Source organism: Mycobacterium sp. E2462 (assembly GCF_001672685.1).
GTDB lineage: Bacteria > Actinomycetota > Actinomycetes > Mycobacteriales > Mycobacteriaceae > Mycobacterium.
Genome location: NZ_LZKC01000436.1, coordinates 1 through 22,152 on the forward strand (window position 1 = coordinate 1; position 22,152 = coordinate 22,152).

Consider the following 22,152-nt stretch of genomic DNA (forward strand, 5'->3'; position numbering starts at 1 on the left):
GGACGGCGCGGCCGACCTTCTCAATAGGCGACTTGAAAACCGCGAGAGGTTCTTCGACGAACTCCCACGCCACCCCAAGCGGTTGAAATGGGCAACGGTATTGCCGCTTGTCGACCGCCGCGGATGTCCAATTAGTCCCGGTTTGCTGCCGGTGTTGCCACATTTGGCTTGGCAGGGGGCCGGTCCCCTGGCGGATATGCTGGGGCTCGCCCGCCAGGGACCGCGCGGGCGTCACGCAACCAGCGGGGTGATCGGCAGATGATCTTCATCGTCGTCAAGTTCGAGACCAAGCCCGAGTGGACGGAGCGTTGGCCCGACCTGGTGGCATCGTTCACCGCCGCCACGCGCGCCGAGGAGGGCAACCTGTGGTTCGAATGGTCACGCGGCCTGGATAACCCCGCCGAGTACGTGTTGGTGGAGGCGTTTCGTGACGACGCCGCGGGCGGCGCCCACGTCAACAGTGACCACTTCGCGCGGGCGATGCGGGAGCTGCCGCAGGCGCTGACGGCGACGCCCAAGATCATCAGTCAGACGATCGACGCGACGGGGTGGTCGACGATGGGGGAGATGTCGGTCGACTGACTGACCTCAACCGACGGCAACCTCGATCTCGTCGCCGAGTCGGTAGCCCGGCGCGAGGGGCAGCGTGTCGCCGCTCCAAAACTTGCCAGGGTCAAACCAATTCGCGTCCTTGTCGGTGTCGAGCAGGCCCATGTCCTCGTAGGTGATGGCCACCGTCTCCGCGCAGTAGGCGGTGGACAGGCTCATCGCGCGGTCCGCGCGGCGGCGCCGGGTCTGTTCGCGAACCTTGTTGTCGACCAACGGGATTCCCCGCACCCAGTCGTTGATCGTCGGAATCCGGCCGCGAATCCAACGACCGGTGAGCCGCGCGGTGGTGGGGAACGCGGTGCCGTCCATGCGGGCGATGACGCGCAGCAGTTTGTTCTCCTGCTCCCGGGTCGCGTACGGCGTCAGTTGACGCAGCCAGCACCGCTGGTGGTAGCGGTCGGCCCACTGCAGGACCGCCTGCCGCAGGTCGTTGAGCTGTACCCCCCGGTGCGGGGTACCGGTCCACAAATCCACGAGCTTGTCGCCCAATTCGGCATGCCAGATCAACGGTGGCAGGTCGTCGATGGCTACCGTCATGCCGACGTGATTGACCGGCGCGTTCGTCAGCGTCTGGATTGCGCGGTCGGGACCGGAGCGTCCGCGGAACAGCCAAAGGTCGCCCGTGCGAGTCTCATTGAGCGCCTGGTCAAGGGTCAGCATCATAGGGCCTAAGGTGCGCGGGTCCGTGTCTGGGCAGACAAGTTAACCACACCGTGCGGGCACCGGATCCGGCTGCGAATAGCCTGGCTCGCATGCGCAGCATCTGGAAGTGGGTGGGCCTGGCGGGGGCCGCGGGCGTCGTCGCCGGCGGCGTGCTGGTGGCGCGCGACCAGCGCAAGCGGCGCGCCTACACGCCCGACGAGGTCCGGTCCCGGCTGCATCAACGGCTCGCCGAATACGAGGCGGCGAATCCGGCTCGTTAGTCCGGGTCGGGGTCGGTCCCGATGTCGACGGCGAACAGGCGGTGGTCCCCCGTGAACCCCTTCAGCTCGACCTTGCGGCCCTTGTCGAACCGGATGTCGTCGCAATCGGCGACGGCGTCGCGCACCGGCTCACTCACTAGCACTTCGCCGCCCACCGCCTGGGCGGCGACGCGCGCCGCCATGGCCACGTTGCGGCCGAACAGGTCGTCGCCGCGGCGCACCGACCGGCCCATGTGAATGCCGATTCGTACTCGAATCTTTTCGTGCCGCTTGCGTTTCGCGTCCTTGCGTAAGGCGCGCTGGACGTCGATGCCGCACCGCACCGCCTGTTCGGGGCGGGCGAACGCGATCATGAACCCGTCACCCTGGCTTTTGACCACATGCCCGGATCGCCGCTGCACCAGATCCGAGACGAGCTTGTCGTGCGAGCTGATGAGCTTGACCCAGGCGCGGTCGCCGATCCGTTCGTTGAGGGCGGTCGATTCTTCGATGTCGGAGAACAAGATCACCACCCGGCCGTCCGGCGTGACGCGGGCCAGGTCGGGTCGCTCCACCTCCGCCCAATCGGCGAGGTCCTCGATGGAACTGCGCACGGCGGCCCCGAAGCCCTCCTTGCGCATCAGGTTGGCGGTGTTCCACACGGTTTTGAGGGCCTCGCGACCGCCCGACAGCAACCGGATGCGGGTGTCGGTGCGTTGCTGGAGCTCTTCGACCTCGCGACGGCTGCGCGCCAGCAGTACCGCCAGCACCGCGATCGCGCCGGTCTCCAACGCCGCGAGGCCGCCCAGAAGGTAGACCGCGACGTGCAGCGCATCAGCCATGCCCGTCATCCTTGCAAAGGGCGCGGACCGTTGAAGTTGTCGGGCCTATACGCAGTGTCTAGTGTTGACTCCGTCCGCCGCGGGTAGTGCATGTCAGACGTGTTCGTTCACTTTCGGGAGGTGCGGGCTTGGCTGACAGCGGTTCGGCGGACAACGGTTCCGACGAAGCTTCGAACAAGTTGGTCATTTTCGGCATCACCGGCGACCTCGCCCGCAAGATGACCTATCGCGCGCTATACCGCCTGGAGGCTCGCGACCTGCTCGACTTCCCCATCATCGGCGTGGCCAGTGACGACATCTCCAAAGACGACGTGGTCAAGCGGGCCCGCGATGCGATCACGGCGTCCGGTGAGGACTTCGACGACAAGGTGTTCCAGCGACTTGCGAGCCGGTTGTCCTACGTGCACGGCGACGTCACCGACGACAAGCTCTACGGCGAGCTGGCCAAGCTGATCGGATCCGACTGTCGGCCGCTGTACTACTTGGAGATGCCGCCGTCGTTGTTCGCGCCGATCGTCGAAAACCTCGCCAAGGCAGACCTTTTGGAGTGTGCGCGCGTCGCGGTGGAGAAGCCGTTCGGTCACGACCTCGCGTCCGCGCGCGACCTGAACGCCAGGCTGCGCGCGGTGCTCGACGAGGACCAGATCCTGCGCGTCGACCACTTTCTCGGCAAACAGCCCGTCGAGGAACTGCAGTATCTCCGCTTCGCCAACAACGCGCTCGCCAAGTTGTGGGATCGCGACAGCATCTCCGAAATCCACATCACCATGGCCGAGGACTTCGGCATCGAGGACCGCGGCAAGTTCTACGACGCCGTCGGCGCGTTGCGCGACGTCGTGCAGAACCACCTGCTGCAGGTCCTCGCTCTGGTGGCCATGGAGCCGCCCGTCGGTCCCGGCGACGACGACCTCAACGACAAAAAGGCCGAGGTGTTCCGGGCCATGCCGGCGCTCGACCCCCAGCGCTGCGTGCGCGGCCAGTACCGCGGCTACACCGACGTGCCCGGGGTGGCCGAGGATTCGCAGACCGAGACGTTCATCGCGCTGCGAACCGAGATCGACAACTGGCGCTGGGCCGGCGTGCCCATCTTCCTGCGCGCCGGCAAGGCGCTGCCCGAACGGGTCACCGAGGTCCGCATGTTCTTGCACCACGTCCCCGGGTTCTCGTTCCTGCCGAACCGTCGCCCGCCGGAGCCGAACCAGATCGTGTTGCGCATCGACCCAGACCCCGGCATGCGGTTGCAGCTGTCGGCCCAGGCCGGGGACTCGTGGCATGACGTGCACCTGGACTCCTCGTTTGCCGAGGACCTGGGCGAGGCGGTGCGGCCGTACGAACGGCTGTTGCACGCCGCGATCATCGGGGACCGTCAGCTGTTCGCCCGTGAAGACGCCATCGAGGAAACCTGGCGCATCGTCCAGCCCCTGCTGGACAAGCCGAGCCGCATCCACCACTACGACCAGGGCTCGTGGGGGCCCGACGCCGCGCGGTCATTGCTGCACGGTGATCACCATTGGCAACAACCATGGCTGCCGAAGCGCGCGCAGCCGGCACAGTCATCGCAGTCATCGCAGCAGTAAGGAGAACCGACAGATGCAGCTCGGGATGATCGGCCTCGGCCGGATGGGCGCCAACATCGTGCGCCGCGTCGCTGACGGTGGACACGAATGCGTGGTGTACGACCACAACCCGGACGCCGTCAAGGCGATGGCGGGGGAGGAGCGGACCACCGGCGTGTCCTCCCTGAAGGAGCTCGCCGAGAAGATGACGGCGCCCCGCGTGGTGTGGGTGATGGTGCCGGCCGGAACGATCACCACGGGCGTGATCGACGAGCTCGCCAAGACACTGGAGTCCGGCGACATCGTGATCGACGGCGGTAACTCCTACTATCGCGACGACATTCGTCACGCAAAGACGCTGTCGGAGAGGGGGATTCATCTCCTCGACTGCGGCACCAGCGGTGGCGTGTGGGGCCGCGAGCGTGGCTACTGCCTGATGATCGGCGGCGACGACGAGGCGTTCGAGCGGGCCGAGCCCATCTTCGCCACCGTGGCGCCCGGGGTGGACGCGGCGCCGCGCACACCGGGGCGCGACGGTGAGATCGCGCAACCCGAAAAGGGTTACCTGCATTGTGGCCCCGCCGGGGCGGGCCACTTCGTGAAGATGGTGCACAACGGCATCGAGTACGGGATGATGGCCTCGCTGGCCGAGGGCCTAAACATTTTGCGTAACGCCGACATCGGCAAGCACATCCAGCAGGGCGACGCGGAAACCGCGCCCCTGTCGAATCCCGAGTTCTATCAATACGATTTCAACATCCCCGAGGTTGCCGAGGTGTGGCGGCGGGGCAGCGTCATCGGTTCGTGGTTGCTGGACCTGACCGCGATCGCCCTGTACGACTCGCCGGATCTCAAGGAGTTCTCCGGGCGGGTCTCCGACTCCGGGGAGGGCCGCTGGACCGCGATCGCGGCGATCGACGAGGGCGTCCCGTCGCCGGTGCTCACCACCGCCCTGCAGTCCCGGTTCGCCTCGCGGTCGCTGGACGACTTCGCAAACAAGGCGTTGTCGGCGATGCGCAAGCAGTTCGGGGGGCACGCCGAGAAACCGGCGAACTAGCCGCGGCCGCGTCAGGAGCGCTTGACGAACTTCACCACCGCGGCGCTGAAGGCGTCGTTGTCGTCGCCGGCCGCCGTGTGCCCGGCGTTGGACAGCTCGACGAATTCGGCGCGCGGCACGGTGGCCAGGAAGTGCCGCACGCCTTCCAGGCTCACGACGTCGGAGAGCTTGCCGCGGATCAGCAGCACGGGGATGGTCAGGCTCTTGGCGGCCTGCTCAAACTTCTCGGTGCGCAACTCGGGATCGTCGCCGGGCTTGGTCATGAACGCGGGGTCCCAGTGCCAGTACCAGCGGCCGTCGCGCAGGCGCAGGTTTTTCTTCAGGCCCTCGGGGCTGCGCGGCTTGGTGCGGTGGGGCAGGTACGCGGCGACGGCGTCGGCGGCCTGCTCGAGCGAGTCGAACCCGTCGATGCCGCTCAACATGAAGTCGCGGATGCGCGCGCTGCCGCCCTTCTCGAAGCGGGGAACCACGTCGACGAGCACCAGCCGGGTGACGTTCGCCGGGCCCGCCCGGTGCGCGGCGAGGATCCCGGTCAACCCGCCCATGCTGGCGCCGATGATGGTCGCCGGCCTCCCCATCGCCTCCAACACGTGCAGGACGTCGGCCGTCAGCGTCTCAACGTCGTAGTCGGCGTTGGGTGCGCGGTCGCTGTCCCCGTGCCCGCGGGAGTCCAGCGCCACCACGTGCAACCCCTCGTCGGCCAGGGTTTGGCCGGTGTGCTTCCACGAGAACCGGTTCTGGCCGCCGCCGTGCAGCATCAGGATGCTCGGCCGCCCGCCGCCGGCCGTGCCGCGATTCCACTCGTCGGCGACCAGGGTGATCCCGCCGGCCCCGGCGAACTGCACCGTCTCGGGGCTGGTGCTGACGGTATTCATGCGACGTGACGTTACCCACTTCGATCGAGGCTGCCCCGCAGGGTCGACGGCGCGGTGAATTTTCCCTCCCGCTCGTGTCCATCGGGTGCACGATTCGCCGTCAAGTCCCCTGAGGAGGAAGGCGGTCGCCGCGACCGTGCCATCGGTCAGCCCGACGTCGTCGTTCGACCGCAACCCGGAGGAAGCGGCCGAGTCCTACGTCTCGGTGTTCCCCAAGGTCAGCCCGGACCGGTTTAAGGAGCCGATCGGAGAGCTGACCGCGCGGCGGCGGGCGGGTGGGGGAATGCGCACGATCGTCGTCGCCGACCTGGTGCCCGCGTTACCCGAACGACCGCGAAACACCCTGCCAGACAAGCGATCTCGCGCGTTGGGCGCCGGGGTCGGTGCACCCCGGGACCGCACAGGTTAGGTTGGTCCCTGCGGACGTCGAGCAGGGAGTGGACATGGCTGAACCGGGCTGGATCGACGTGGACGGGCCCGCCGGGAACCTGAAGGCACTCACCTGGGGGCCGCCCGGCGCGCCCCTGGCGCTGTGCCTGCACGGCTTCCCCGACACCGCCTACGGCTGGCGCAAGCTCGCGCCCCGGCTCGCCGACGCGGGCTGGCGCGTGGTGGCGCCCTTCATGCGCGGTTACGCGCCGTCCGCGATCCCGACCGACGGCAGCTATCACGTCGGCGCGTTGATGGACGACGCCCTGCGAGTGCGCGAGGCGGCGGGCGGCACCGACCGGGACGTGGTGATCGGCCACGACTGGGGTGCGATGGCCGCGACCGGCCTGGCGGCGATGCCCGACAGCCCCTTCACCAAGGCCGCGATCATGTCGGTGCCGCCGTCGGTGGCCTTCCGGCGCGCGAGCGGTGTCGCCGACCGCGGCCGGCTGGCCGGCCACCTGGGGCGCCAAGTGTTTCGCAGCTGGTACATCATGTATTTCCAAGTCCCCTGGCTTCCCGAGCGGTCCGCGTCGTGGGTCCTGCCGCTGCTGTGGCGACGCTGGTCGCCGGGGTACCGCGCCGACGAGGACCTGCGCCACGTGGACGCGGCGATCGGGACGCCGGAGAGCTGGCGCGCCGCGCTGGGGCCCTACCGCGCCCTGCGTGGCCGGCGGCCGTCGGCGCGGTACGCCGAGCTGAATCGACTGTGGACCAAGGAGCCCGTGTTGCCGTGCCTGTACCTGCACGGGCGTGACGACGGCTGCATGACGCCGGCGTTCGCCCGCTGGACGGAGCGGGCGTTGCCCCCGGGCAGCCGGGTCGCCGTGGTCGATCGCGCCGGGCACTTCCTGCAGCTCGAAAAGCCGGACAAGGTGGCCGACCTGGTGCTGGCGTTCACCGGCTCCGCCGGCTGACGCCGTGGCCCGGATGGCCGCCGTCGACGCGCAGTTCTACTGGATCTCGGCGAAGGTGCCCAACGACGAGTTCCTGTTGTACGCCTTCGACGCCGCCGACTGCGCCGACGCCATCAAGCGGGTGCGGCAGCGGGCCCGCGCCTGCCCCGCCCTGTCGGTGCGCCTGCGAGACCGCGGCCCGCTGGTCTACCCCCGGTGGGTGCCCGCGGATGCGGCCGCGGAGGCGGTGCTCCGCCACGACCTCGCCGAGCCCAGTTGGGGCGCCTGCCTGGCGGCTGTCGCCGCCCTCGCCGACGACCAGCTGGACCTGCGCCGGGTGCCGTGGCAATTACACGTTTTCGCGCCGGTGTTCGGCATCCCCGGGGCCGACGGCCCGGGGACCGTGACGGTGCTGCAGCTGCCGCACGCGCTGGCCGACGGCGCCCGCGGCGCGGCGCTGGCCGGTTGGCTGTTCGGCCGGCCCACCCCGGTGCCCGCGGTGCCGCCCGCCCGGCCCGGGTGTTTCCTGCGGCGCGCCGCCGGGGCGGCGCGCGCCCATCGCCAACTCGTGCGCGACATCCGCGCCGGGTCGCTGACCGCCGGCCCGGGGCCGCGGCCGCTGCTTGCGACCAACACGCGCCCGGCGGGCGCCCGCTCGGTACGCACGCTGGTGCGGCATCGCTCGCAGTTGCGCGGCCCGACCGTCACGGTGAGCGCGCTGGTTGCGGTGTCGACGGCGCTCTCCGAACTGCTCGGTGCCGGCGCCGACTCGCTGGGCGCCGAGGTGCCGATGTCGAAACCCGGTACACGGCAAGCGAATAATCATTTCGGCAGCGTCGCGGTGGGGCTGTATCCCGGGCTGGCCCCAGACGTGAGGGCGGAACGGATCGCCGCGGAGCTGGCGGCCGGCCGCCGTCGCCAGGAACACCCCGCGGCGCGGGCCGCCGACCGCGCCTTCGCCGCCGTCCCGGCGCCGCTATTGCGTTGGGGAGTCGGGCAATTCGATGCCGACGCCCGGCCGGCCGGGGTGTCCGGCAACACCGTGGTGTCCAGCGTCAACCGTGGGCCGGCCGACCTGCGGTTCGGCGAGGGGCGGGTGGTGCTCACCGCCGGCTACCCTGCGTTGTCACCGGCGATGGGATTGGTGCACGGCGTCCACGGCATCGGTGACACGATCGCGATCAGCGTGCACGCCGCCGCGTCGGCGGTCGCCGACATCGACGAATACCTGGGGCTGCTCGACGCCGCGCTGTAGCTGTCGCGGGGTCAGTGCGCGTCGCCGGAGCGCGCCGCCTGCTCGCGCGTCAGGCCGGCCGCGCCGATCAGCTCTTCGTGCAGCTCGAACCACACGGTGTGATAGGAGTCCACCAGCGGCCTGGTCAGCCAGGCGGTCTCGCCGGACTTGACCCTGTCGAGCGCCGCCCCGAGCTTGTCCGCGTAGGCCGCCAACCGCGGCACCTGCGCCGCGGCGGCCTCGACGATGGGCAGCACGCGCGCGTGCACGCCGTCGAGGCGGGCCAGGACCGCGGCGTCGTACTCGGCGTCGTCATGGCCGTTGGGAACGCCGCCGGGGCCGCCCTTGAGCTGCCAGTCCGTGACCACGCGCTTGAAATCGCCGTTCACCGAACCGAAGTGCTCGTACGCGGCGGTCATCGCGGTGGAGTCGACGGCCCGCCGTTCCTCGGTGAGCAGGGCCTCGAGCCGGGCGCGCCCCTCGCTGCTGATCCGCAGCGTCGCGTCCGCGATGAGGAATCCGGACTCGGTGAGCCGCCGGGTCGCCGCCGCGACGTCATCGGGGTCGGCTCCCAGCGTCGCGGCCAGCTCGTCGGGCTTGACCCGTCCCTTCAGCCGGACCGCTTGCAGCACGCCCAGTTCCGTCACGACGCCGACCGCCATTGAAGGCGCAGGGCCGTCAGCATGACGGTCAGCGGGGCGGCCGAGACCACGTCGAGGCGGCCGTCGTTGAGCGCGTCACGCACCGCCGCCTCGGACACGTCGTCCAGTCGCGCGTGCTCCCCGGCGGCGTGGGCGCGCAACGGGCTGATCCGCCGCGCGATGTCGGCCAGCGCGCGCAGCTCGGCGGTGTTGCTCTCCGACCACGCCGACAACGGCAACTGCCCTTCGCGCACCTCACCTTTGGCGCCGTCGACGGTGATCTGCCTGCCGGCCAGGGCGGCCGCCACGCCGGGGCCGCAGCCCACCACGGCCACGCGGCCCAGCTCGCGACTGACCACCGCCGCGTGGCTGGTGGCGCCACCGACCTCGGTGACGATGCCGTCGGCGGCCAGCATGCCCGACACGTCGTCGGGGCGGGTGTGGTCGCGGACCAGGATCACCCGCTCACCGCGTTCGGCGGCGCGCAGCGCCTCGTCGACGTCGGTGTACGCCGTTCCGGTCGCCACACCCGGGCAGGCCGGCAGCCCCTTGGCCAATAGCTTTGCCGCCAATCGGGTTTCGGGCTGCAAGGCGGGCGCCAGCAGGGTCTGCACGTGGGCCGGGGTGACCCGCCGCAGCGTCTCGACGTCGTCGATGAGCCCCTCGCGGCGCAGTTGCAGCGCCAGCCGCACCGCCGCCTGCGCCGACCGTTCCGCCGCCCGCGTCTGCAGCAACCACAGGGTGCCGCCCTCGACGGTGAACTCGATCTCCTGGACGTCGGAGTGCAGCCGCTCCAACGCGTGCCCCGCACTCACCAGTTCGTGGTAGACGCCCGGTTGTTCGTCGCGCAGCGCCGCGATCGGCTCGACGGCGACCGAACCGGATACCACGTCGTCGCCCTGACCGCCCGGCAGCCACTCGCCGAACGGTTCACTGTCACCGGTGATCGGGTTGCGCGAAAAGAACGTTCCCGCACCCGAATTCGGTCCGTCGTTGCCGAACACCATGGCCTGCACCACGATCGCGGTCCCGTGCCCGTCGTCGAGGCCGTAGTGGGCGCGGTAGGCCACCGCGCGCGGGGAGTTCCACGACGCGAACACGGCCTCGATCGCCGAGCGCAGCTGCGCGTACGGGTCGGTGGGTATCGGGCGCCGTTCACCGCCGACGATGCGCCGGTACATCTCGGTGAACCGGCGGCGGGTGTCGCGCGCGAAATCCTGGCCGCCGGCGGCGGCCAGCGCGCGCTCGACGCCGTCGTTCATGCCGACGTTGAGGATGGTGTCCATCATGCCGGGCATCGATTGGGTGGCACCCGAGCGCACGCTGACCAGCAGCGGGCGCGGGCCCCGCCCGAAGGTGCGCCCGGTCTCGGACTCCAGCCAGGCCATCCGGGCGAGCACGTCGTCCCAGATCGCGTCCATGGTGTTTTGCGGATCGGCGAGGTAGCGCAGCCCCACCGCGGTGGTGATGCAAAACGCCGGCGGCACCGGCAGCCGTTCGCGGCGCATGGCCTCGATGCCGTGGCCCTTGTTGCCCAACAGCTCGCGGGGGTGGCCCGCCGTGCCGTCCAGCAACACCACCGAGTGCTCGAGGGCGGCGGCCCCCCGGCCGCTTGCCGCCTGGTGGTGGGCGCCGCTGCCTGGCGCGGTGCGAGCCGTGGTGCACCCCCTCGGGGTCTCGGGTTTGGACGGGCGAACGCCGTTATGGTCCCACACGGACCAGCGGTTTAAGCGACGTAGCTGGTTGGCGGCCGGTTTGGCCGCTCCTGGTCTGGCGCCGGGCCCATGATCTAGGTTTACAGATATGGCTCCGTATGACACTTTCCACGACGTCGGGTTGCTGATCCTGCGGCTGGTGCTGGGCGTGACGCTGGCCGCGCACGGCTACAACAAGTTCTTCGGCGGCGGCCGCATCCCCGGCACCGCGCGGTGGTTCGAGAGCATCGGCATGAAGCCGGGCAGATTCCACGCGACCGTGGCGGCCAGCACCGAGATGGCGGCGGGGCTGGGCTTGGCCGCGGGGTTGCTCACTCCCATCCCGGCCGCGGGGTTCGTGTCGTTGATGCTGGTGGCGGCGTGGACGGTGCACCGCGCCAACGGCTTCTTCATCGTCAAAGAGGGTTGGGAGTACAACCTGGTCCTGGCCGTCAGCGCCGTCGCGGTCGCCACGGTGGGGGCGGGCCGCTACAGCCTGGACTGGCTGATCTTCGGCAAGAACTGGTTGGACGGCTGGCAGGGCCTGGCGATCTCGGTGGGCCTGGGCCTCGCCGGCGCGATCGGCCAACTGGCGATCTTCTATCGACCGCCGGCCAAGCAGGCCGCGGGCTAGCCGTTCCGCGGCGTCATCCGACCGCCGCGGTCTCGGCGTCGTGTGCCTCGGCGGCGGCGCGCTCGCCGGAGCGGACCGCGCCGTCGATCCACCCGCACATGACCGCCGAGCTCTCCGTCCCGGCCCAGTGGATCCGGCCGCACGGCGGACGAAGGGTGTGGCCGAACTCGGTCAACACCCCGGTCGGGGCGTGGCTGATCATGCCACCGCCCGCATAGCGGTCGGTGGTCCAGTTCTGTTCGTGGTACTCCCGCGGCGACCGGGCTTTCTCGCCGAACCGGGCGGTCAGCTCGCCGACGATCGCGGCCCTGCGCTCGGCCTCGCCGAGCGAGGTCAGCCGACGCGCCGCCGGCCCCTCGGTGATCACGCACATGATCCCGGGTTCGCCGGTGTCGGTGCACGCGTCGATGGTCAGCGTCGCCAACGTGCCAGATGCGGCCGACTGGCCGGACAGCCCGTCGTACCGCCAGAACGGCTCGTCGTAGATGACCGACGCCTTGACGACCGCGCCGCCCGGCATCCGCTGATGCAGCATCGCGCGGTCCACCGGCAGCGCCGGCTCGTAGACGATCGAGCTCGCGACCGCCAGCGGGATCGCCACGACGACCCGCCGGGCCCGCACCGTCATCCCGTCCGCGCTGACCGTCACGCCGTCGGCGTCCTGGGCGATGCGCCGGACCGGCCGCGAAAGGTGCACCGTGTCGCCCAGTTCCGCGGCGATGGGCCCGTAGACGGCGCCCATCCCGCCGACCGGCCGGGCATCCTGGGAGCCGCCCGCGCCGGAGATCACGAAGGTGGGGCCGCCGGCCGAGCCCATCTGCAGCAGGCACCACAACAGCGACGTCTCCGACGCTGCCGAGGTGTAGGCGCCGGCCAGCGCCATGTCCAGCATCTGGCGCGCCTGGCGGGATGCGGTGTTCCGCTCGATCCATTCCCCCAGGCTGATGCGGTCCCATTCGGCGGCATGCGTTGCCTCCCAAGGGGCTTCGCGCGGGACCTGCTTGCACATCCGTTCGATCGACAGCAATCCCACGCCCAGGTTGGCGACCGCCCACGGGCTCATGGTCCACGGAATGGTGCCGCCGTACCGGTGCGCCGAGCCGTCGATGATCATCATCGCGTCGCCGTCGTTGTGCTGCTTGTACTCCGCCACGCCGAACTCGCGCATCAAGGCGTGGATGCGGTCTTGGCCCGGCCCCACCCAAGCGCCGCCGCGGTCGATCCATGTCCCGTCCGGGCGGTACTCGGTGAACGTGCGGCCGCCGACCCTGTCGCGCGCTTCCAGCAAGGCCACCGAGTGGCCGGCCCGGTGCAGGCGGAGGGCGGCCGTCAGGCCCGCGAAACCGGCGCCGACCACGCAGAAATCTACCTCTGACACGACTGGCTCCTCACCTGGCCCCGCCCTAGCAGCAAACTACACCGGTGGCCCCCGCAGCCGGAGTGGGTTCACGCAGAATTCGCCCGCCCCGATACGGCGCGACTGGGTCGCCGGTCGGGAAACGCCGCGCAACGGGCCAGGGAAATTCGACGGGAATCTTCGGCCGGGCGTCCGAAGTTCGACGCGTGCGGCTAGAACGCGTTCTAGTGTGAACAACCATGGGATTTCTGAAGCCCGAGCTGCCGCAGCTCGACATGGCCGAATGGTCCAAGGGCACCCGCAGCGAGAAGATCCGCCCGATGGCCAAGCACTGGGCCGAGGTCGGCTTCGGCACGCCGGTGGTGCTGCACCTGTTCTACGTCGTCAAGATCCTGCTCTACATCCTCGGCGCCTACCTGTTCGCGTTGACCACCAACGGCATTGACGGGTTCACTGGGCGATCCTGGTGGTCGGAGCCGATCGTGTTCGAGAAGGTCGTGCTCTACACGATGCTGTTCGAGGTGGTCGGCCTGGGATGCGGGTTCGGGCCGCTCAACAACCGCTTTTTCCCGCCCATGGGTTCGATCCTGTACTGGTTGCGGTTCGGCACCATCAGGCTGCCACCGTGGCCGGATCGGGTGCCGATGACCAGGGGCACCAAGCGCACCCCGCTCGACGTCGGTCTCTACGGCCTGTTTCTGCTCGTTCTTCTGGGCGCGTTGATCTCCGATGGCACCGGGCCGGTGCCGGAGCTGGGCACCAGGGTCGGTTTACTGCCCGAGTGGGAGATCGTGCTGATCCTGCTGTTGTTGGCGGTGCTGGGGCTGCGCGACAAGGTGATCTTCCTGGCCGCCCGCGGCGAGGTGTACGCGAGCATGGCGGTGACCTTCCTGTTCGGTGGGGTCGACATGATCGTCGGATCGAAGGTCGTGTTCCTCGTCATCTGGATGGGCGCGGCGACGTCGAAGCTCAACAAGCACTTTCCGTTCGTCATCTCCACGATGATGTCCAACAACCCGCTGGTGCGGCCGCGCTGGCTCAAACGGCGCTTCTTCGAGAAGTTTCCGGACGACCTGCGGCCCGGCCGGCTGTCGCGGTGGTTGGCGCACGTCAGCACGGCCATCGAGATGCTGGTGCCGCTGCCGTTGTTCTTCTGCCACAGCGGCTGGCCCATCACGGTGGCCGCCATCGTGATGGTCTGCTTCCACCTGGGCATCCTCGTCTCGATACCGATGGGGGTGCCGCTGGAGTGGAACGTGTTCATGATCTACGGCGTGCTGGCGTTGTTCGTCGCGCACGCCCGGCTGGGCCTGGCGGATCTGCGGCACCCGGTGCTCGTGGGTGTTCTGTTCGTCGTCGTCGCCGGAATCGTGGTGCTGGGCAACCTGTTTCCCCGCAAGGTCTCGTTCCTGCCGGGGATGCGTTACTACGCCGGCAACTGGGACACCACGCTGTGGTGCATCAAGCCGTCCGCAAACGACAAGATCACCCGGGGCATCGTCGCGATCGCGAGCATGCCGCAGGCCCAGCTGGAACGCTTCTACGGCAGCCCGGAGGCCGCGCAGATCCCGATCTACATGGGATATGCGTTTCGCGGCTTCAACACCCACGGTCGTGCGCTGTTCACGCTCGCGCACCGGGCCATGGCGGGCCAGAACGAGGAGGACTACATCCTCACCGACGGCGAGCGCATCTGCAGCACCGCCATCGGCTGGAACTTCGGCGACGGCCACATGCACAACGAGCAGCTCATCGCCGCGTTGCAGGAGCGGTGCCGCTTCGAACCGGGCGAGGTGCGCGTGGTGCTGCTCGACGCGCAGCCGATCCACAGGCAGACCCAGTCCTACCGCCTGGTGGACGCGGCGACCGGCGAATTCGAGCGCGGCACAGTCAAAGTCGCCGACATGGTGACCCGGCAACCGTGGGCGGACGACGTACCCGTCGAGGTGCTCTCGGAGTAGGCCGCGAGCGTAATCCCACCGCGAAAATCTCGCGGGAAAACCGCGGTGCGATTACGCTCGCGAAACCCTAACTCTCGGCGCGGACTTCCTGCGCGGCCGCCACCATGTTCTTCAGCGACGCGGCCACCTCGTCGGCGTTGCGGGTCTTCAGCCCGCAGTCGGGGTTGACCCAGAGCCGTTGCGCTGGAACTGCTTTGAGCGCCGCGCGCAGCGACTCGGCCATCTCCGCGGTGCTCGGCACGCGCGGCGAGTGGATGTCGTAGACGCCCGGGCCGACGCTGTTGGAGAAGCCGACCGAGTTCAGGTCGTCGAGGACCTCCATGTGCGAGCGCGCCGCCTCGAGGGACGTCACGTCGGCGTCGAGGTCCGCGATGGCCCCGATCACCTCGCCGAACTCCGAGTAGCACAGGTGCGTGTGGATCTGCGTCGAATCCTCGACCCCGGAGGTGGCCAGCCGGAAGGACCCGACGGCCCACTGCAGGTACTCGTCCTGATCGGCGCGGCGCAGCGGCAGCAACTCGCGCAGCGCCGGCTCGTCGACCTGGATCACCGCGATGCCCGCGGACTGCAGGTCCACGGTCTCGTCACGGATCGCGAGCGCGACCTGGTAGGCGGTGTCGGCCAGCGGCTGGTCGTCGCGGACGAACGACCACGCCAGGATGGTCACCGGGCCGGTCAGCATGCCCTTGACCGGCTTGTCGGTGAGCGACTGCGCGTAGGTGATCCACTCGACCGTCATCGGGTGCGTGCGCACGACGTCGCCGTAGAGGACCGGCGGGCGCACGCAGCGGCTGCCGTAGGACTGCACCCAGCCGTTCTGCGTCGCGAAGAAACCGTCCAACTGCTCGGCGAAGTACTGCACCATGTCGTTGCGTTCCGGCTCACCGTGCACCAGCACGTCGAGGCCGAGGTCCTCCTGCAGCTTGATGACGTCGGCGATCTCCTTGCGCATCCGCTCGTGGTATTCCGCCTCGTCGATCTCACCGGCGCGCAGCGCCGCCCGCGCCTTGCGGATCGCCGACGTCTGCGGGTACGAGCCGATCGTGGTGGTGGGCAGCGGGGGCAGCTGCAGCCGCTCGGTCTGGCTGACCCGGCGCTGCGCGGCGTCCCCGCGGTGTGTCCCGGTGGCGACGATCGAGTCGAGCCGCGACCGCAGCCGGTCGTTGTGCAACCGCGGGTCGCTCGCGCGGGACGCCACCGCGGCATTGGAGGCCGCGATCTCGTCGGCTACCGCGTCCCGGCCGTCGCGCAACGCGCGCGCCAGCGTGACCACCTCGGCGACCTTCTCCTGGCCGAAGGCGAGCCAACTGCGCAGCGCGTCGTCCAGATCGGTTTCGGGGGCAAGCGAATACGGCACATGCAGCGTCGAGCACGACGTCGAGACCGCGATGTCGGCCGCCGCCGCGCTGAGGCTGGCCAGCTTGTCCAACGCGGCCTCGAGGTCGGTGCGCCAGATGTTGCGCCCGTCGACGACACCGGCGACGAGTGTCTTGCCCGACAACTCCGGCACCGCGGCGACGGCGGTGTCGGCGCCGTAGACCAGGTCGACGCCGATAGCCTCGATCGGCGTCCGAGCCAGGCCGGCCAGCGACGCACCGGGATCACCGAAGTAGGTGGCGACGAAGATGGCCGGCCGATTGGTCGCCGCGCCAAGCTTGTTGTAGACCGCCTCGGCGAGCGCCGGTGCGTCCGGGGAGATGTCGGTCACCAACGCGGGCTCGTCGAGTTGCACCCACTGCGCGCCGTTGTCGGCGAGCAGCGAGAGCAGCTCGGTGTAGATCGGCACCAGCTCCTCGAGGCGGTCGATGGGCGCGCCGCCGCCCTTGACGCCTTTGCTGAGCAACAAGAATGTCAGCGGGCCGATGATGACGGGTCGCGCGGGAACCCCCTGTGCCAGCGCCTCTTTGAGCTCGGAGAGCACCTTGTCGGGATTGAGCGAGAAGGCGGTCGACGGCTCGATCTCCGGCACGATGTAGTGGTAATTGGTGTCGAACCACTTGGTCATCTCCAGCGGCGCGACGTCGGCGTTGCCGCGGGCCGCGGCGAAGTAGCGGTCCAGGTCGTCGGGGACCTGCGCGGCCCGGGCCGGGAGCGCGCCCAGCAGCACCGCCGTGTCCAGCATCTGGTCGTAGTAGGAGAAGGTGTTGACCGGGACGGAGTCCAGGCCGGCGTCGACGAGGCCGGCCCAGGTGTCGCGGCGCAACGTCGCGGCGACGGATTCCAAGTCCGAGCGGCTGGTTCGTCCGGCCCAATAACCCTCGGTCGCGCGCTTGAGCTCGCGTCGAGGGCCGATGCGCGGGGATCCGATAACCGTGGCGGTAAATGGCTGAGAGGTCACTTTTCGTCCTTATGTTCAACGGTGTGGTCAACCGCCTGCGGACGCGCAGCCATAGCCGTACCGGATGCGCGCCCCATGACTCGTGCGGGCACACACCACGAACGGCGAAGGCCATACGCCCATTCCACGAGGCGATGAACCGGCCGAACGCGGCGCGTCCGGCACAGCTGGCAGGTCTTCGGACTCGCAGGCGCGCACCGGGTGGTGCTCCTAATGGCCGTCGCTTCCCGGTCGTTCGTTAAAGACCAGTGCTGGTGACGGCGGTCGTTCCTGCATACCGCTGCGGGACAGTCCCGGACTCCCACCGGGTTCCCTCTTGCAAAGCGCGTCTAACATTGCCTCGCTCGATGCCGACGCCGCGGTTGCGGCGACGGCAGACCAGCTGCGTAGCGCAGCTTACTCCGTTGCCGGCTCAGCGTCCCAGGGCTTCGGCGATGGGCGTCTCGCCGTTGTTGAACTCGATGGTGCGGCGGATGGTCGAGTCGTCGGCCAGCGCCGCGGCCGCGACTTGCGCGACGTCGGCGCGCGAGACCTCGCCCTTGCCCTGCGCGCCGACGGTGATGCGCCCCGTCGGTTCGTCCAGCGTGAGCTTGCCCGGGCCCAGCACGGCCCAGTCCAACCCGCTGGCACGCAGGTGTTCATCGGCCGCCGCCTTGGCCTCAGCGTAGGCGTAGAACGAATTATCCGGCGACACGCCATGATTCGGGCCGGCCCCGAAGTAGGACACCATGACGAAGCGGCGCACCCCCGCCCGCTCGGCGGCATCGACGACCCGGATCGCCGCGTCGCGGTCCACGGCGTACGTCCGCGCCGGATCCCCGCCGCCGGCCCCGGCCGAGAAGACCACCGCGTCGTGGCCGACCAGCAGCTCGGCCAGCGCGGCCGTGTCGAGGTGCTCGATGTCCGCCACCGTCGGGCGCGCGCCGGTGGCGGCGACGTCGTCGGAATGCTCGGGGTTGCGGAAGACCGATGTCACCTCGTCGCCGCGATCGGTCAGGATGCTGGCCAACTGCAAGGCGACCTTGCCGTGGCCGCCGATGATCAGGATGCGGGGCATGCCCCCGACGGTACCGGCGCCTTTGGCGTCAGAGCTTGACGCGGCCCATGATGATGTCGATGATCGGCTTTCCCGGCGGGTAGGCGTTCGTCAGCGACGCCATCGTGTGGCCGTAGTCGACCAGCAGCGTGATGCCGCTGATGCCGAAGGCGGCGGCGCTGTTCAGAAACGCCATCACGTCGCCCATCTGCTCGGGCGTGTGCACCTTGGAGCCGGTCTCGTCGCGGTAGTCCTGGGCGAAGGTGAGCCAGAGGTCGGCGTTGGCCTGGGCCAGCGGGGTGTCCGTGGGCCCCGGGCAGATCGCATTGATGCGGACGCCCCTCTTCAGCAATGGGTAGCCCTGGGTGGCGACGTAAGCGTTGACGACCTTCTTAGAGAACCCGTAGTGGATGATGCCTTCCGCCTCGTGCGCCTTGACCCAGTCCTGCGCCGCGGCAAAGCCCGGGATGGCGAGGAATTCGGTCAGCAGGTCCAAGTCGTTTTCCCAGCCCATGCCCGCCACCGAGGAGATGAAGCAGATGGCCGAGCCGGAGGGCAACTGGTTCTTCTCCAGCAGGCGGTCGATGAGGTGGCGGTGGCCGAGGAAGTTGATCGCCATCAGGTCGGTGGTGCCTTCGGCGATGCCGGCGGCCGAGAACACCGCGTGGACGGGGCCGTCGATCCGCTCCAGCGCCGCGTCGATCGAGGCGGGGTCGCGCAGGTCGACCTGCACCGATTGCGCGACGTCGTAGTTCACCGGCGCGTAGTCGAGCACGATGACTTCGGCGCCGAGTTCGCCCGCCGACATAGCGGCCGCGGCGCCCATGCCGGTCGCGCCGCCGACAACGAGGGCTCGCTTGCCGTCGTAGCGCAACCGATCCACAACAGTCATGGAAATCCCCTTCTCATTCACCGCTAGTCAGGTTCTAACCGCCTCACTGTATGGGTAACAGTTATTCGGTTCAATACCCCGCGGTCCGCGCCGGCCTGCTCAGCCGCGCGTCGCGACGCCCCGCAGAACGGTGTCGCGGGCATGGATCAACGCGGCGCGGGTGCCGACGTCGGCGAGAATGTTCTCGGGAATCCACTGCAAAGCGATGACGCATCGCGCCAGCATCGCCGTGGACGGCGCGTCAATCCGAATCTCGCCAGACCGGATCCCCTCGGCGAGAAGCGTTTTCATCTGCCGGAGCCGCGTGGCGTACAGCCAGCCGGGGTTGGGGGTGTCCGGGGGCGACTGGCGCATCCAGGCGAGCTGAATCCTGAACTCGTCGGAGAACCGATCGAGCGCGTTGACGTTCACCCAGCTCAGCGCATCCAATTTCTCGACGGCCGTGGCGTCGGAGCGCAGGACGCTGACCCAGCCCGCTTCGACCTTGCGGCCGAACGATTCCATGATCGAGGCGAGCAACTCGTCTTTGGAGCCGATCACCCGGTAGACGGTTCCGGTGCCCAGGCCCGCCGCCGACGCGATGTGGCGAATGGTGGTGACCTCATATCCGCGGCGGCCGAACTCCGCGCGCGCCACGGCGCGCACGTGCGCCGCCTTGCCACTGGGATCGGCGTCGCTGTCGTCGGACCACGTCGCGATGACGCGGTCCGCGGCGGCCAAGGCCGCCGACCGGTCCAGCGCGGCGTCGGTGGGAGGATCGGAGGCCAACCCGGCCAACATGATTCGGCACAGCAGCGCGGCCACCTGTTCGGCGGGGGAATGGTGGCGCATGACGTCGAGCCCGACCTGCAGCATCGTCTGGCAGATGCGGTCGGCCAGCGTCGGCAGGTCCACGTCGGTCGTGAGGTAACCGCCCCAGCGGCCGGCGCGCAGCGTCTGCAGCATCGCCTCCTGGATGGCGACGGGCCGCTGTCGGGTCAGCTTGATCAGCTCAGGGTCGGTGCTGGGGCCTTCGTAGAACGACATCTGCAGCGCGGCGCGGTGCTCGACGGCGCAGGCGGCGATGGCCGAGCCCAGCGCGACGATCTTCTCCGACGGCGAACGGGGGTCGGGTTCGTCGAGTCGCCCCAGCGCCGCCTGCCCGATGCGGTCTAGGTCGTCCTGGTAGCGCCGGATCAACTCGACGAGGATCGCCTCTTTGGACTCGAAATGGTGGTACAGGCTGCCGGGCAGAATGCCTGCGGCATCGGCGATTTCCTGCAGCGAGGTTCGCAAACCCGACGACGCGATCAGCGACGCGGCGGTCTGCAGGATCTCGGTGCGGCGCGCCCCGGAATCTCCTGTGCCCCCGGGCATTCGTCCCACGCGACCCGCACCCCTCCACCGAACCAAATCTTTGTCGAAGATTAGCAGACGGCGCGGGGCGAACCCCCTGCATACGGCCGGTGCAGTCCCCATTGCGAAGCGCGGCCGCTCATCACCTCCCCTTGGCAAGGCGCACACCGAGATCGGTGAGGTACCGGTCGGACGCACCGCGGAATGCGCTCCAACCGAGCAGGCGTTTGAGGTACAGATGAGCGTCGTGATCCCACGTGTAGCCGATGCCACCGAGCACCTGGATGGCCGTGTCACCCACGCTGGCCAGTCGTCCCGCGAACCCCTTGAGCCGCAGCGCCGCCACCTGCCGTTCACCCGGTTCGGCGTGGTCGGCCGCCCACAGCGCGTGGATCACGCCGCCGCGCGCCAACTCGACGGTCTCGTACATGTCGACGCAGAGATGCTGGATCGCCTGGAACGATCCGATCGGCTGGCCGAATTGCTTTCGCGTCTTGGCATATTCGACGGCCAGCTCCATGACGGCGCGGGCGGCGCCGAGCGCGTCGGCCGCGGCCGCGATCAACACGTCGTCGGCGACCGCCGCCACGAGGTCCGGGGCGGCGCTCGCTAGGCGTAGCGCGGGCGCGGAGTCGAAAGCGACGCGGCACCGCTTGCGGGACGGGTCGATGCCGCGGTTCGGCTGCACGGACAACCCGGGGGACCCCGCGCGGACCGCGAAAATCCCGGCGCCCTCCCGCTCCTCGGCGACCACCAGCAGCACGTCGGCGGCGGCCGCGTCCGGCACTCCGCCGAGAGCGCCCCTCACGACCGCATCGGCACCGTGGCGGCCGGCCGTGAGGCCCGGGTGCCCGGCTTCGGGCAGGCACACGGTGACGACCGTGGTGCCGTCCGCGATCCCGGTCATGAGCTCCGCCGCCGGCACGTTCAGCCGGAGGAGGAGGCGCGCGGCGGCGACCGCGCTGGACGGCCACGGCCCCGGATTCAGCGCCGCACCCAATTCCTCGGCCACAACGCCGGCCTCGACCATCGTCATGCCGGCGCCACCGTGCTCTTCGGGCACCAGCAGGCCGATGACGCCCAGGTTTGCCAGGCCGCGCCACACCGTGTCGGTGGTGCCGGTCGAATCGTCGAGCAGCCCTCGCACGTGGGGCGAGATCGGTGCCTTCTCGGCGAGGAAGCGGCGGGTGGTGTCGCGCAACGCCACCTGCTCGTCAGTCAATTCGAGGTTCATGCGCGTGGCAGCCCCAGCACGCGCTGGGCGGTGATGTTCTTGTTGATCTGGGTCGTGCCGCCCGCGATGGTCAGCGAGCGTGACGTCAGACGGTAGTCGGCCCACGGGCCGCCTGCTCCGTCGTCGCCCAGCACGTCGAAGGCCAGGTCGGCCAATCCCTGGCCGATCTCGCCCCACAAAGTCTTGGCCAGGCTGGCCGATCCCAGGGCGGTTTTCTCCGAGCCGCCGTGCAGGGTGGCCGAGATGGACCGCAGGCACAGCACCTCGAGATATTTGATGCGCAACGCCATTTCGCCGAGGCGCCGCAATGTCACGGGATCCTCGAGCGCGTCGGGCCGGGCCGCGCCCAGGTCGTGCACCAGTTCCTCGATCCGCGCCTGCATCTCCGCGTACAGCCTGGCGGCTCCCGCGCGTTCGTGACTGAGCGTGGTGGTGGCCACCTGCCAACCCGCGTTCAGAGGGCCCAGCAGTGCGTCGGCCGGCACCCGCACGTCGTGGAAGAACACCTCGGCGAAATCGGTGTCACCGTTGAGGGTGATCAACGGACGGGCCTCGATGCCGGGCAGCGTCATGTCGACGATCAGGCAGGAAATCCCCTTGTGCTTCGGCGCCTCGGGATCGGTACGCACG

The 22,152-nt window shown here is 69.4% G+C and carries 22 protein-coding genes and 1 riboswitch; of the genes, 10 read left to right on the plus strand and 12 right to left on the minus strand.

Annotation, left to right across the window (positions count from 1 at the left end):
* Together A5714_RS27325 and A5714_RS22165 are read left to right on the plus strand one after the other, a co-directional pair.
* On the plus strand, positions 1 to 262 hold a 262-nt coding region (locus tag A5714_RS27325; protein WP_156747448.1), incomplete at its 5' end, for a hypothetical protein.
* The gene (locus A5714_RS22165; RefSeq protein WP_068065967.1) at positions 259 to 582 is read left to right on the plus strand and encodes a putative quinol monooxygenase; all 324 of its coding nucleotides are present in this window, start codon (positions 259 to 261) and stop codon (positions 580 to 582) included. The genes A5714_RS27325 and A5714_RS22165, both read left to right, overlap by 4 nt.
* Positions 583 to 588: 6 nt before the next feature.
* Here the strand turns inward: A5714_RS22165 and A5714_RS22170 are convergent, their stop codons facing one another.
* Positions 589 to 1,269, minus strand: coding sequence for a guanylate cyclase (locus A5714_RS22170; protein WP_068288930.1), 681 nt, complete (start codon positions 1,267 to 1,269; stop codon positions 589 to 591).
* A gap of 92 nt (positions 1,270 to 1,361) precedes the next feature.
* Between A5714_RS22170 and A5714_RS26350 the strand changes: the two genes are divergently transcribed.
* The gene (locus tag A5714_RS26350) at positions 1,362 to 1,532 is read left to right on the plus strand and encodes a hypothetical protein (RefSeq protein WP_156670988.1); all 171 of its coding nucleotides are present in this window, start codon (positions 1,362 to 1,364) and stop codon (positions 1,530 to 1,532) included.
* Here A5714_RS26350 and A5714_RS22175 read toward each other — a convergent pair.
* Positions 1,529 to 2,362 (minus strand): adenylate/guanylate cyclase domain-containing protein, encoded by an 834-nt coding sequence (locus A5714_RS22175; RefSeq protein WP_068288892.1) that lies wholly within the window; start codon positions 2,360 to 2,362, stop codon positions 1,529 to 1,531. The genes A5714_RS26350 and A5714_RS22175 overlap by 4 nt on opposite strands.
* Before the next feature lie 119 nt (positions 2,363 to 2,481).
* On the opposite strand from A5714_RS22175, the gene A5714_RS22180 reads away from it, so the two are divergent.
* Positions 2,482 to 3,930: a glucose-6-phosphate dehydrogenase gene (locus tag A5714_RS22180; RefSeq protein ID WP_068288895.1), complete on the plus strand. Its 1,449-nt coding sequence runs from the start codon at positions 2,482 to 2,484 to the stop codon at positions 3,928 to 3,930.
* Between the two features lie 13 nt (positions 3,931 to 3,943).
* Positions 3,944 to 4,966, plus strand: coding sequence for a phosphogluconate dehydrogenase (NAD(+)-dependent, decarboxylating) (gene gnd, locus A5714_RS22185; protein WP_068067493.1), 1,023 nt, complete (start codon positions 3,944 to 3,946; stop codon positions 4,964 to 4,966).
* Between the two features lie 11 nt (positions 4,967 to 4,977).
* On the opposite strand, the gene A5714_RS22190 is transcribed toward gnd, so the two are convergent.
* Positions 4,978 to 5,841, minus strand: a complete 864-nt coding sequence (locus A5714_RS22190; RefSeq protein ID WP_068067496.1) for an alpha/beta fold hydrolase — start codon at positions 5,839 to 5,841, stop codon at positions 4,978 to 4,980.
* A gap of 136 nt (positions 5,842 to 5,977) precedes the next feature.
* Between A5714_RS22190 and A5714_RS22195 the strand changes: the two genes are divergently transcribed.
* Genes A5714_RS22195 through A5714_RS22205 form a run of 3 tightly spaced genes read left to right on the plus strand, consistent with a single transcriptional unit; the run spans position 5,978 to position 8,421 of the window.
* Entirely contained in the window at positions 5,978 to 6,250 is a 273-nt protein-coding gene (locus A5714_RS22195) for a hypothetical protein (protein ID WP_068288897.1), read from the plus strand.
* 34 nt (positions 6,251 to 6,284) lie between these two features.
* Positions 6,285 to 7,187 carry an alpha/beta fold hydrolase gene (locus A5714_RS22200; protein WP_068288933.1) on the plus strand — a complete coding sequence of 301 codons (903 nt, stop codon included), beginning with the start codon at positions 6,285 to 6,287 and terminating at the stop codon, positions 7,185 to 7,187.
* Positions 7,188 to 7,200: 13 nt separating this feature from the next.
* The gene (locus A5714_RS22205; RefSeq protein ID WP_068288900.1) at positions 7,201 to 8,421 is read left to right on the plus strand and encodes a DUF1298 domain-containing protein; all 1,221 of its coding nucleotides are present in this window, start codon (positions 7,201 to 7,203) and stop codon (positions 8,419 to 8,421) included.
* Between the two features lie 11 nt (positions 8,422 to 8,432).
* Here the strand turns inward: A5714_RS22205 and A5714_RS22210 are convergent, their stop codons facing one another.
* Positions 8,433 to 9,047: a hypothetical protein gene (locus A5714_RS22210; RefSeq protein ID WP_068288936.1), complete on the minus strand. Its 615-nt coding sequence runs from the start codon at positions 9,045 to 9,047 to the stop codon at positions 8,433 to 8,435.
* Complete coding sequence (locus tag A5714_RS22215; protein ID WP_068288903.1) at positions 9,044 to 10,621, minus strand: pyruvate, phosphate dikinase; 1,578 nt, start codon at positions 10,619 to 10,621, stop codon at positions 9,044 to 9,046. Before A5714_RS22215 ends, A5714_RS22210 begins: the two co-directional genes overlap by 4 nt.
* Positions 10,622 to 10,844: 223 nt before the next feature.
* Between A5714_RS22215 and A5714_RS22220 the strand changes: the two genes are divergently transcribed.
* Positions 10,845 to 11,369 (plus strand): DoxX family protein, encoded by a 525-nt coding sequence (locus tag A5714_RS22220; protein ID WP_068288906.1) that lies wholly within the window; start codon positions 10,845 to 10,847, stop codon positions 11,367 to 11,369.
* A gap of 13 nt (positions 11,370 to 11,382) precedes the next feature.
* Here the strand turns inward: A5714_RS22220 and A5714_RS22225 are convergent, their stop codons facing one another.
* A complete protein-coding gene (locus A5714_RS22225; protein WP_068288908.1) occupies positions 11,383 to 12,747 on the minus strand; it encodes an FAD-dependent oxidoreductase in 1,365 nt (454 codons plus the stop codon).
* Positions 12,748 to 12,965: 218 nt separating this feature from the next.
* Between A5714_RS22225 and A5714_RS22230 the strand changes: the two genes are divergently transcribed.
* Positions 12,966 to 14,687, plus strand: a complete 1,722-nt coding sequence (locus tag A5714_RS22230) for a DUF3556 domain-containing protein (RefSeq protein ID WP_068288911.1) — start codon at positions 12,966 to 12,968, stop codon at positions 14,685 to 14,687.
* Between the two features lie 67 nt (positions 14,688 to 14,754).
* Here the strand turns inward: A5714_RS22230 and metE are convergent, their stop codons facing one another.
* The 6 genes from metE to A5714_RS22260 form a co-directional block, all read right to left on the minus strand.
* Complete coding sequence (metE, locus tag A5714_RS22235) at positions 14,755 to 17,025, minus strand: 5-methyltetrahydropteroyltriglutamate--homocysteine S-methyltransferase (RefSeq protein ID WP_068288915.1); 2,271 nt, start codon at positions 17,023 to 17,025, stop codon at positions 14,755 to 14,757.
* Between the two features lie 151 nt (positions 17,026 to 17,176).
* A riboswitch (cobalamin riboswitch) is annotated at positions 17,177 to 17,374 on the minus strand.
* A gap of 63 nt (positions 17,375 to 17,437) precedes the next feature.
* Positions 17,438 to 18,082 (minus strand): SDR family oxidoreductase, encoded by a 645-nt coding sequence (locus tag A5714_RS22240; RefSeq protein WP_068288919.1) that lies wholly within the window; start codon positions 18,080 to 18,082, stop codon positions 17,438 to 17,440.
* A gap of 28 nt (positions 18,083 to 18,110) precedes the next feature.
* Positions 18,111 to 18,953, minus strand: coding sequence for an SDR family oxidoreductase (locus A5714_RS22245; RefSeq protein WP_068288922.1), 843 nt, complete (start codon positions 18,951 to 18,953; stop codon positions 18,111 to 18,113).
* 99 nt (positions 18,954 to 19,052) lie between these two features.
* Positions 19,053 to 20,309 carry a TetR/AcrR family transcriptional regulator gene (locus A5714_RS22250; RefSeq protein WP_068288923.1) on the minus strand — a complete coding sequence of 419 codons (1,257 nt, stop codon included), beginning with the start codon at positions 20,307 to 20,309 and terminating at the stop codon, positions 19,053 to 19,055.
* Positions 20,310 to 20,430: 121 nt separating this feature from the next.
* A complete protein-coding gene (locus A5714_RS22255; protein WP_068288926.1) occupies positions 20,431 to 21,522 on the minus strand; it encodes an acyl-CoA dehydrogenase family protein in 1,092 nt (363 codons plus the stop codon).
* On the minus strand, positions 21,519 to 22,152 hold a 634-nt coding region (locus tag A5714_RS22260), incomplete at its 5' end, for an acyl-CoA dehydrogenase family protein (RefSeq protein WP_255396728.1). The genes A5714_RS22260 and A5714_RS22255, both read right to left, overlap by 4 nt.

What these genes read in the sequence shown, in the direction of transcription:
- A5714_RS22165 (WP_068065967.1), top strand. Translation starts at nt 259, where the DNA reads ATGATCTTCATCGTCGTCAAGTTCGAGACCAAGCCCGAGTGGACGGAG.
- A5714_RS22170 (WP_068288930.1), bottom strand. Translation starts at nt 1,269, where the DNA reads ATGCTGACCCTTGACCAGGCGCTCAATGAGACTCGCACGGGCGACCTT.
- A5714_RS26350 (WP_156670988.1), top strand. Translation starts at nt 1,362, where the DNA reads ATGCGCAGCATCTGGAAGTGGGTGGGCCTGGCGGGGGCCGCGGGCGTC.
- A5714_RS22175 (WP_068288892.1), bottom strand. Translation starts at nt 2,362, where the DNA reads ATGACGGGCATGGCTGATGCGCTGCACGTCGCGGTCTACCTTCTGGGC.
- gnd (WP_068067493.1), top strand. Translation starts at nt 3,944, where the DNA reads ATGCAGCTCGGGATGATCGGCCTCGGCCGGATGGGCGCCAACATCGTG.
- A5714_RS22190 (WP_068067496.1), bottom strand. Translation starts at nt 5,841, where the DNA reads ATGAATACCGTCAGCACCAGCCCCGAGACGGTGCAGTTCGCCGGGGCC.
- A5714_RS22200 (WP_068288933.1), top strand. Translation starts at nt 6,285, where the DNA reads ATGGCTGAACCGGGCTGGATCGACGTGGACGGGCCCGCCGGGAACCTG.
- A5714_RS22205 (WP_068288900.1), top strand. Translation starts at nt 7,201, where the DNA reads ATGGCCGCCGTCGACGCGCAGTTCTACTGGATCTCGGCGAAGGTGCCC.
- A5714_RS22220 (WP_068288906.1), top strand. Translation starts at nt 10,845, where the DNA reads ATGGCTCCGTATGACACTTTCCACGACGTCGGGTTGCTGATCCTGCGG.
- A5714_RS22230 (WP_068288911.1), top strand. Translation starts at nt 12,966, where the DNA reads ATGGGATTTCTGAAGCCCGAGCTGCCGCAGCTCGACATGGCCGAATGG.
- A5714_RS22240 (WP_068288919.1), bottom strand. Translation starts at nt 18,082, where the DNA reads ATGCCCCGCATCCTGATCATCGGCGGCCACGGCAAGGTCGCCTTGCAG.
- A5714_RS22245 (WP_068288922.1), bottom strand. Translation starts at nt 18,953, where the DNA reads ATGACTGTTGTGGATCGGTTGCGCTACGACGGCAAGCGAGCCCTCGTT.
- A5714_RS22250 (WP_068288923.1), bottom strand. Translation starts at nt 20,309, where the DNA reads ATGCCCGGGGGCACAGGAGATTCCGGGGCGCGCCGCACCGAGATCCTG.
- A5714_RS22255 (WP_068288926.1), bottom strand. Translation starts at nt 21,522, where the DNA reads ATGAACCTCGAATTGACTGACGAGCAGGTGGCGTTGCGCGACACCACC.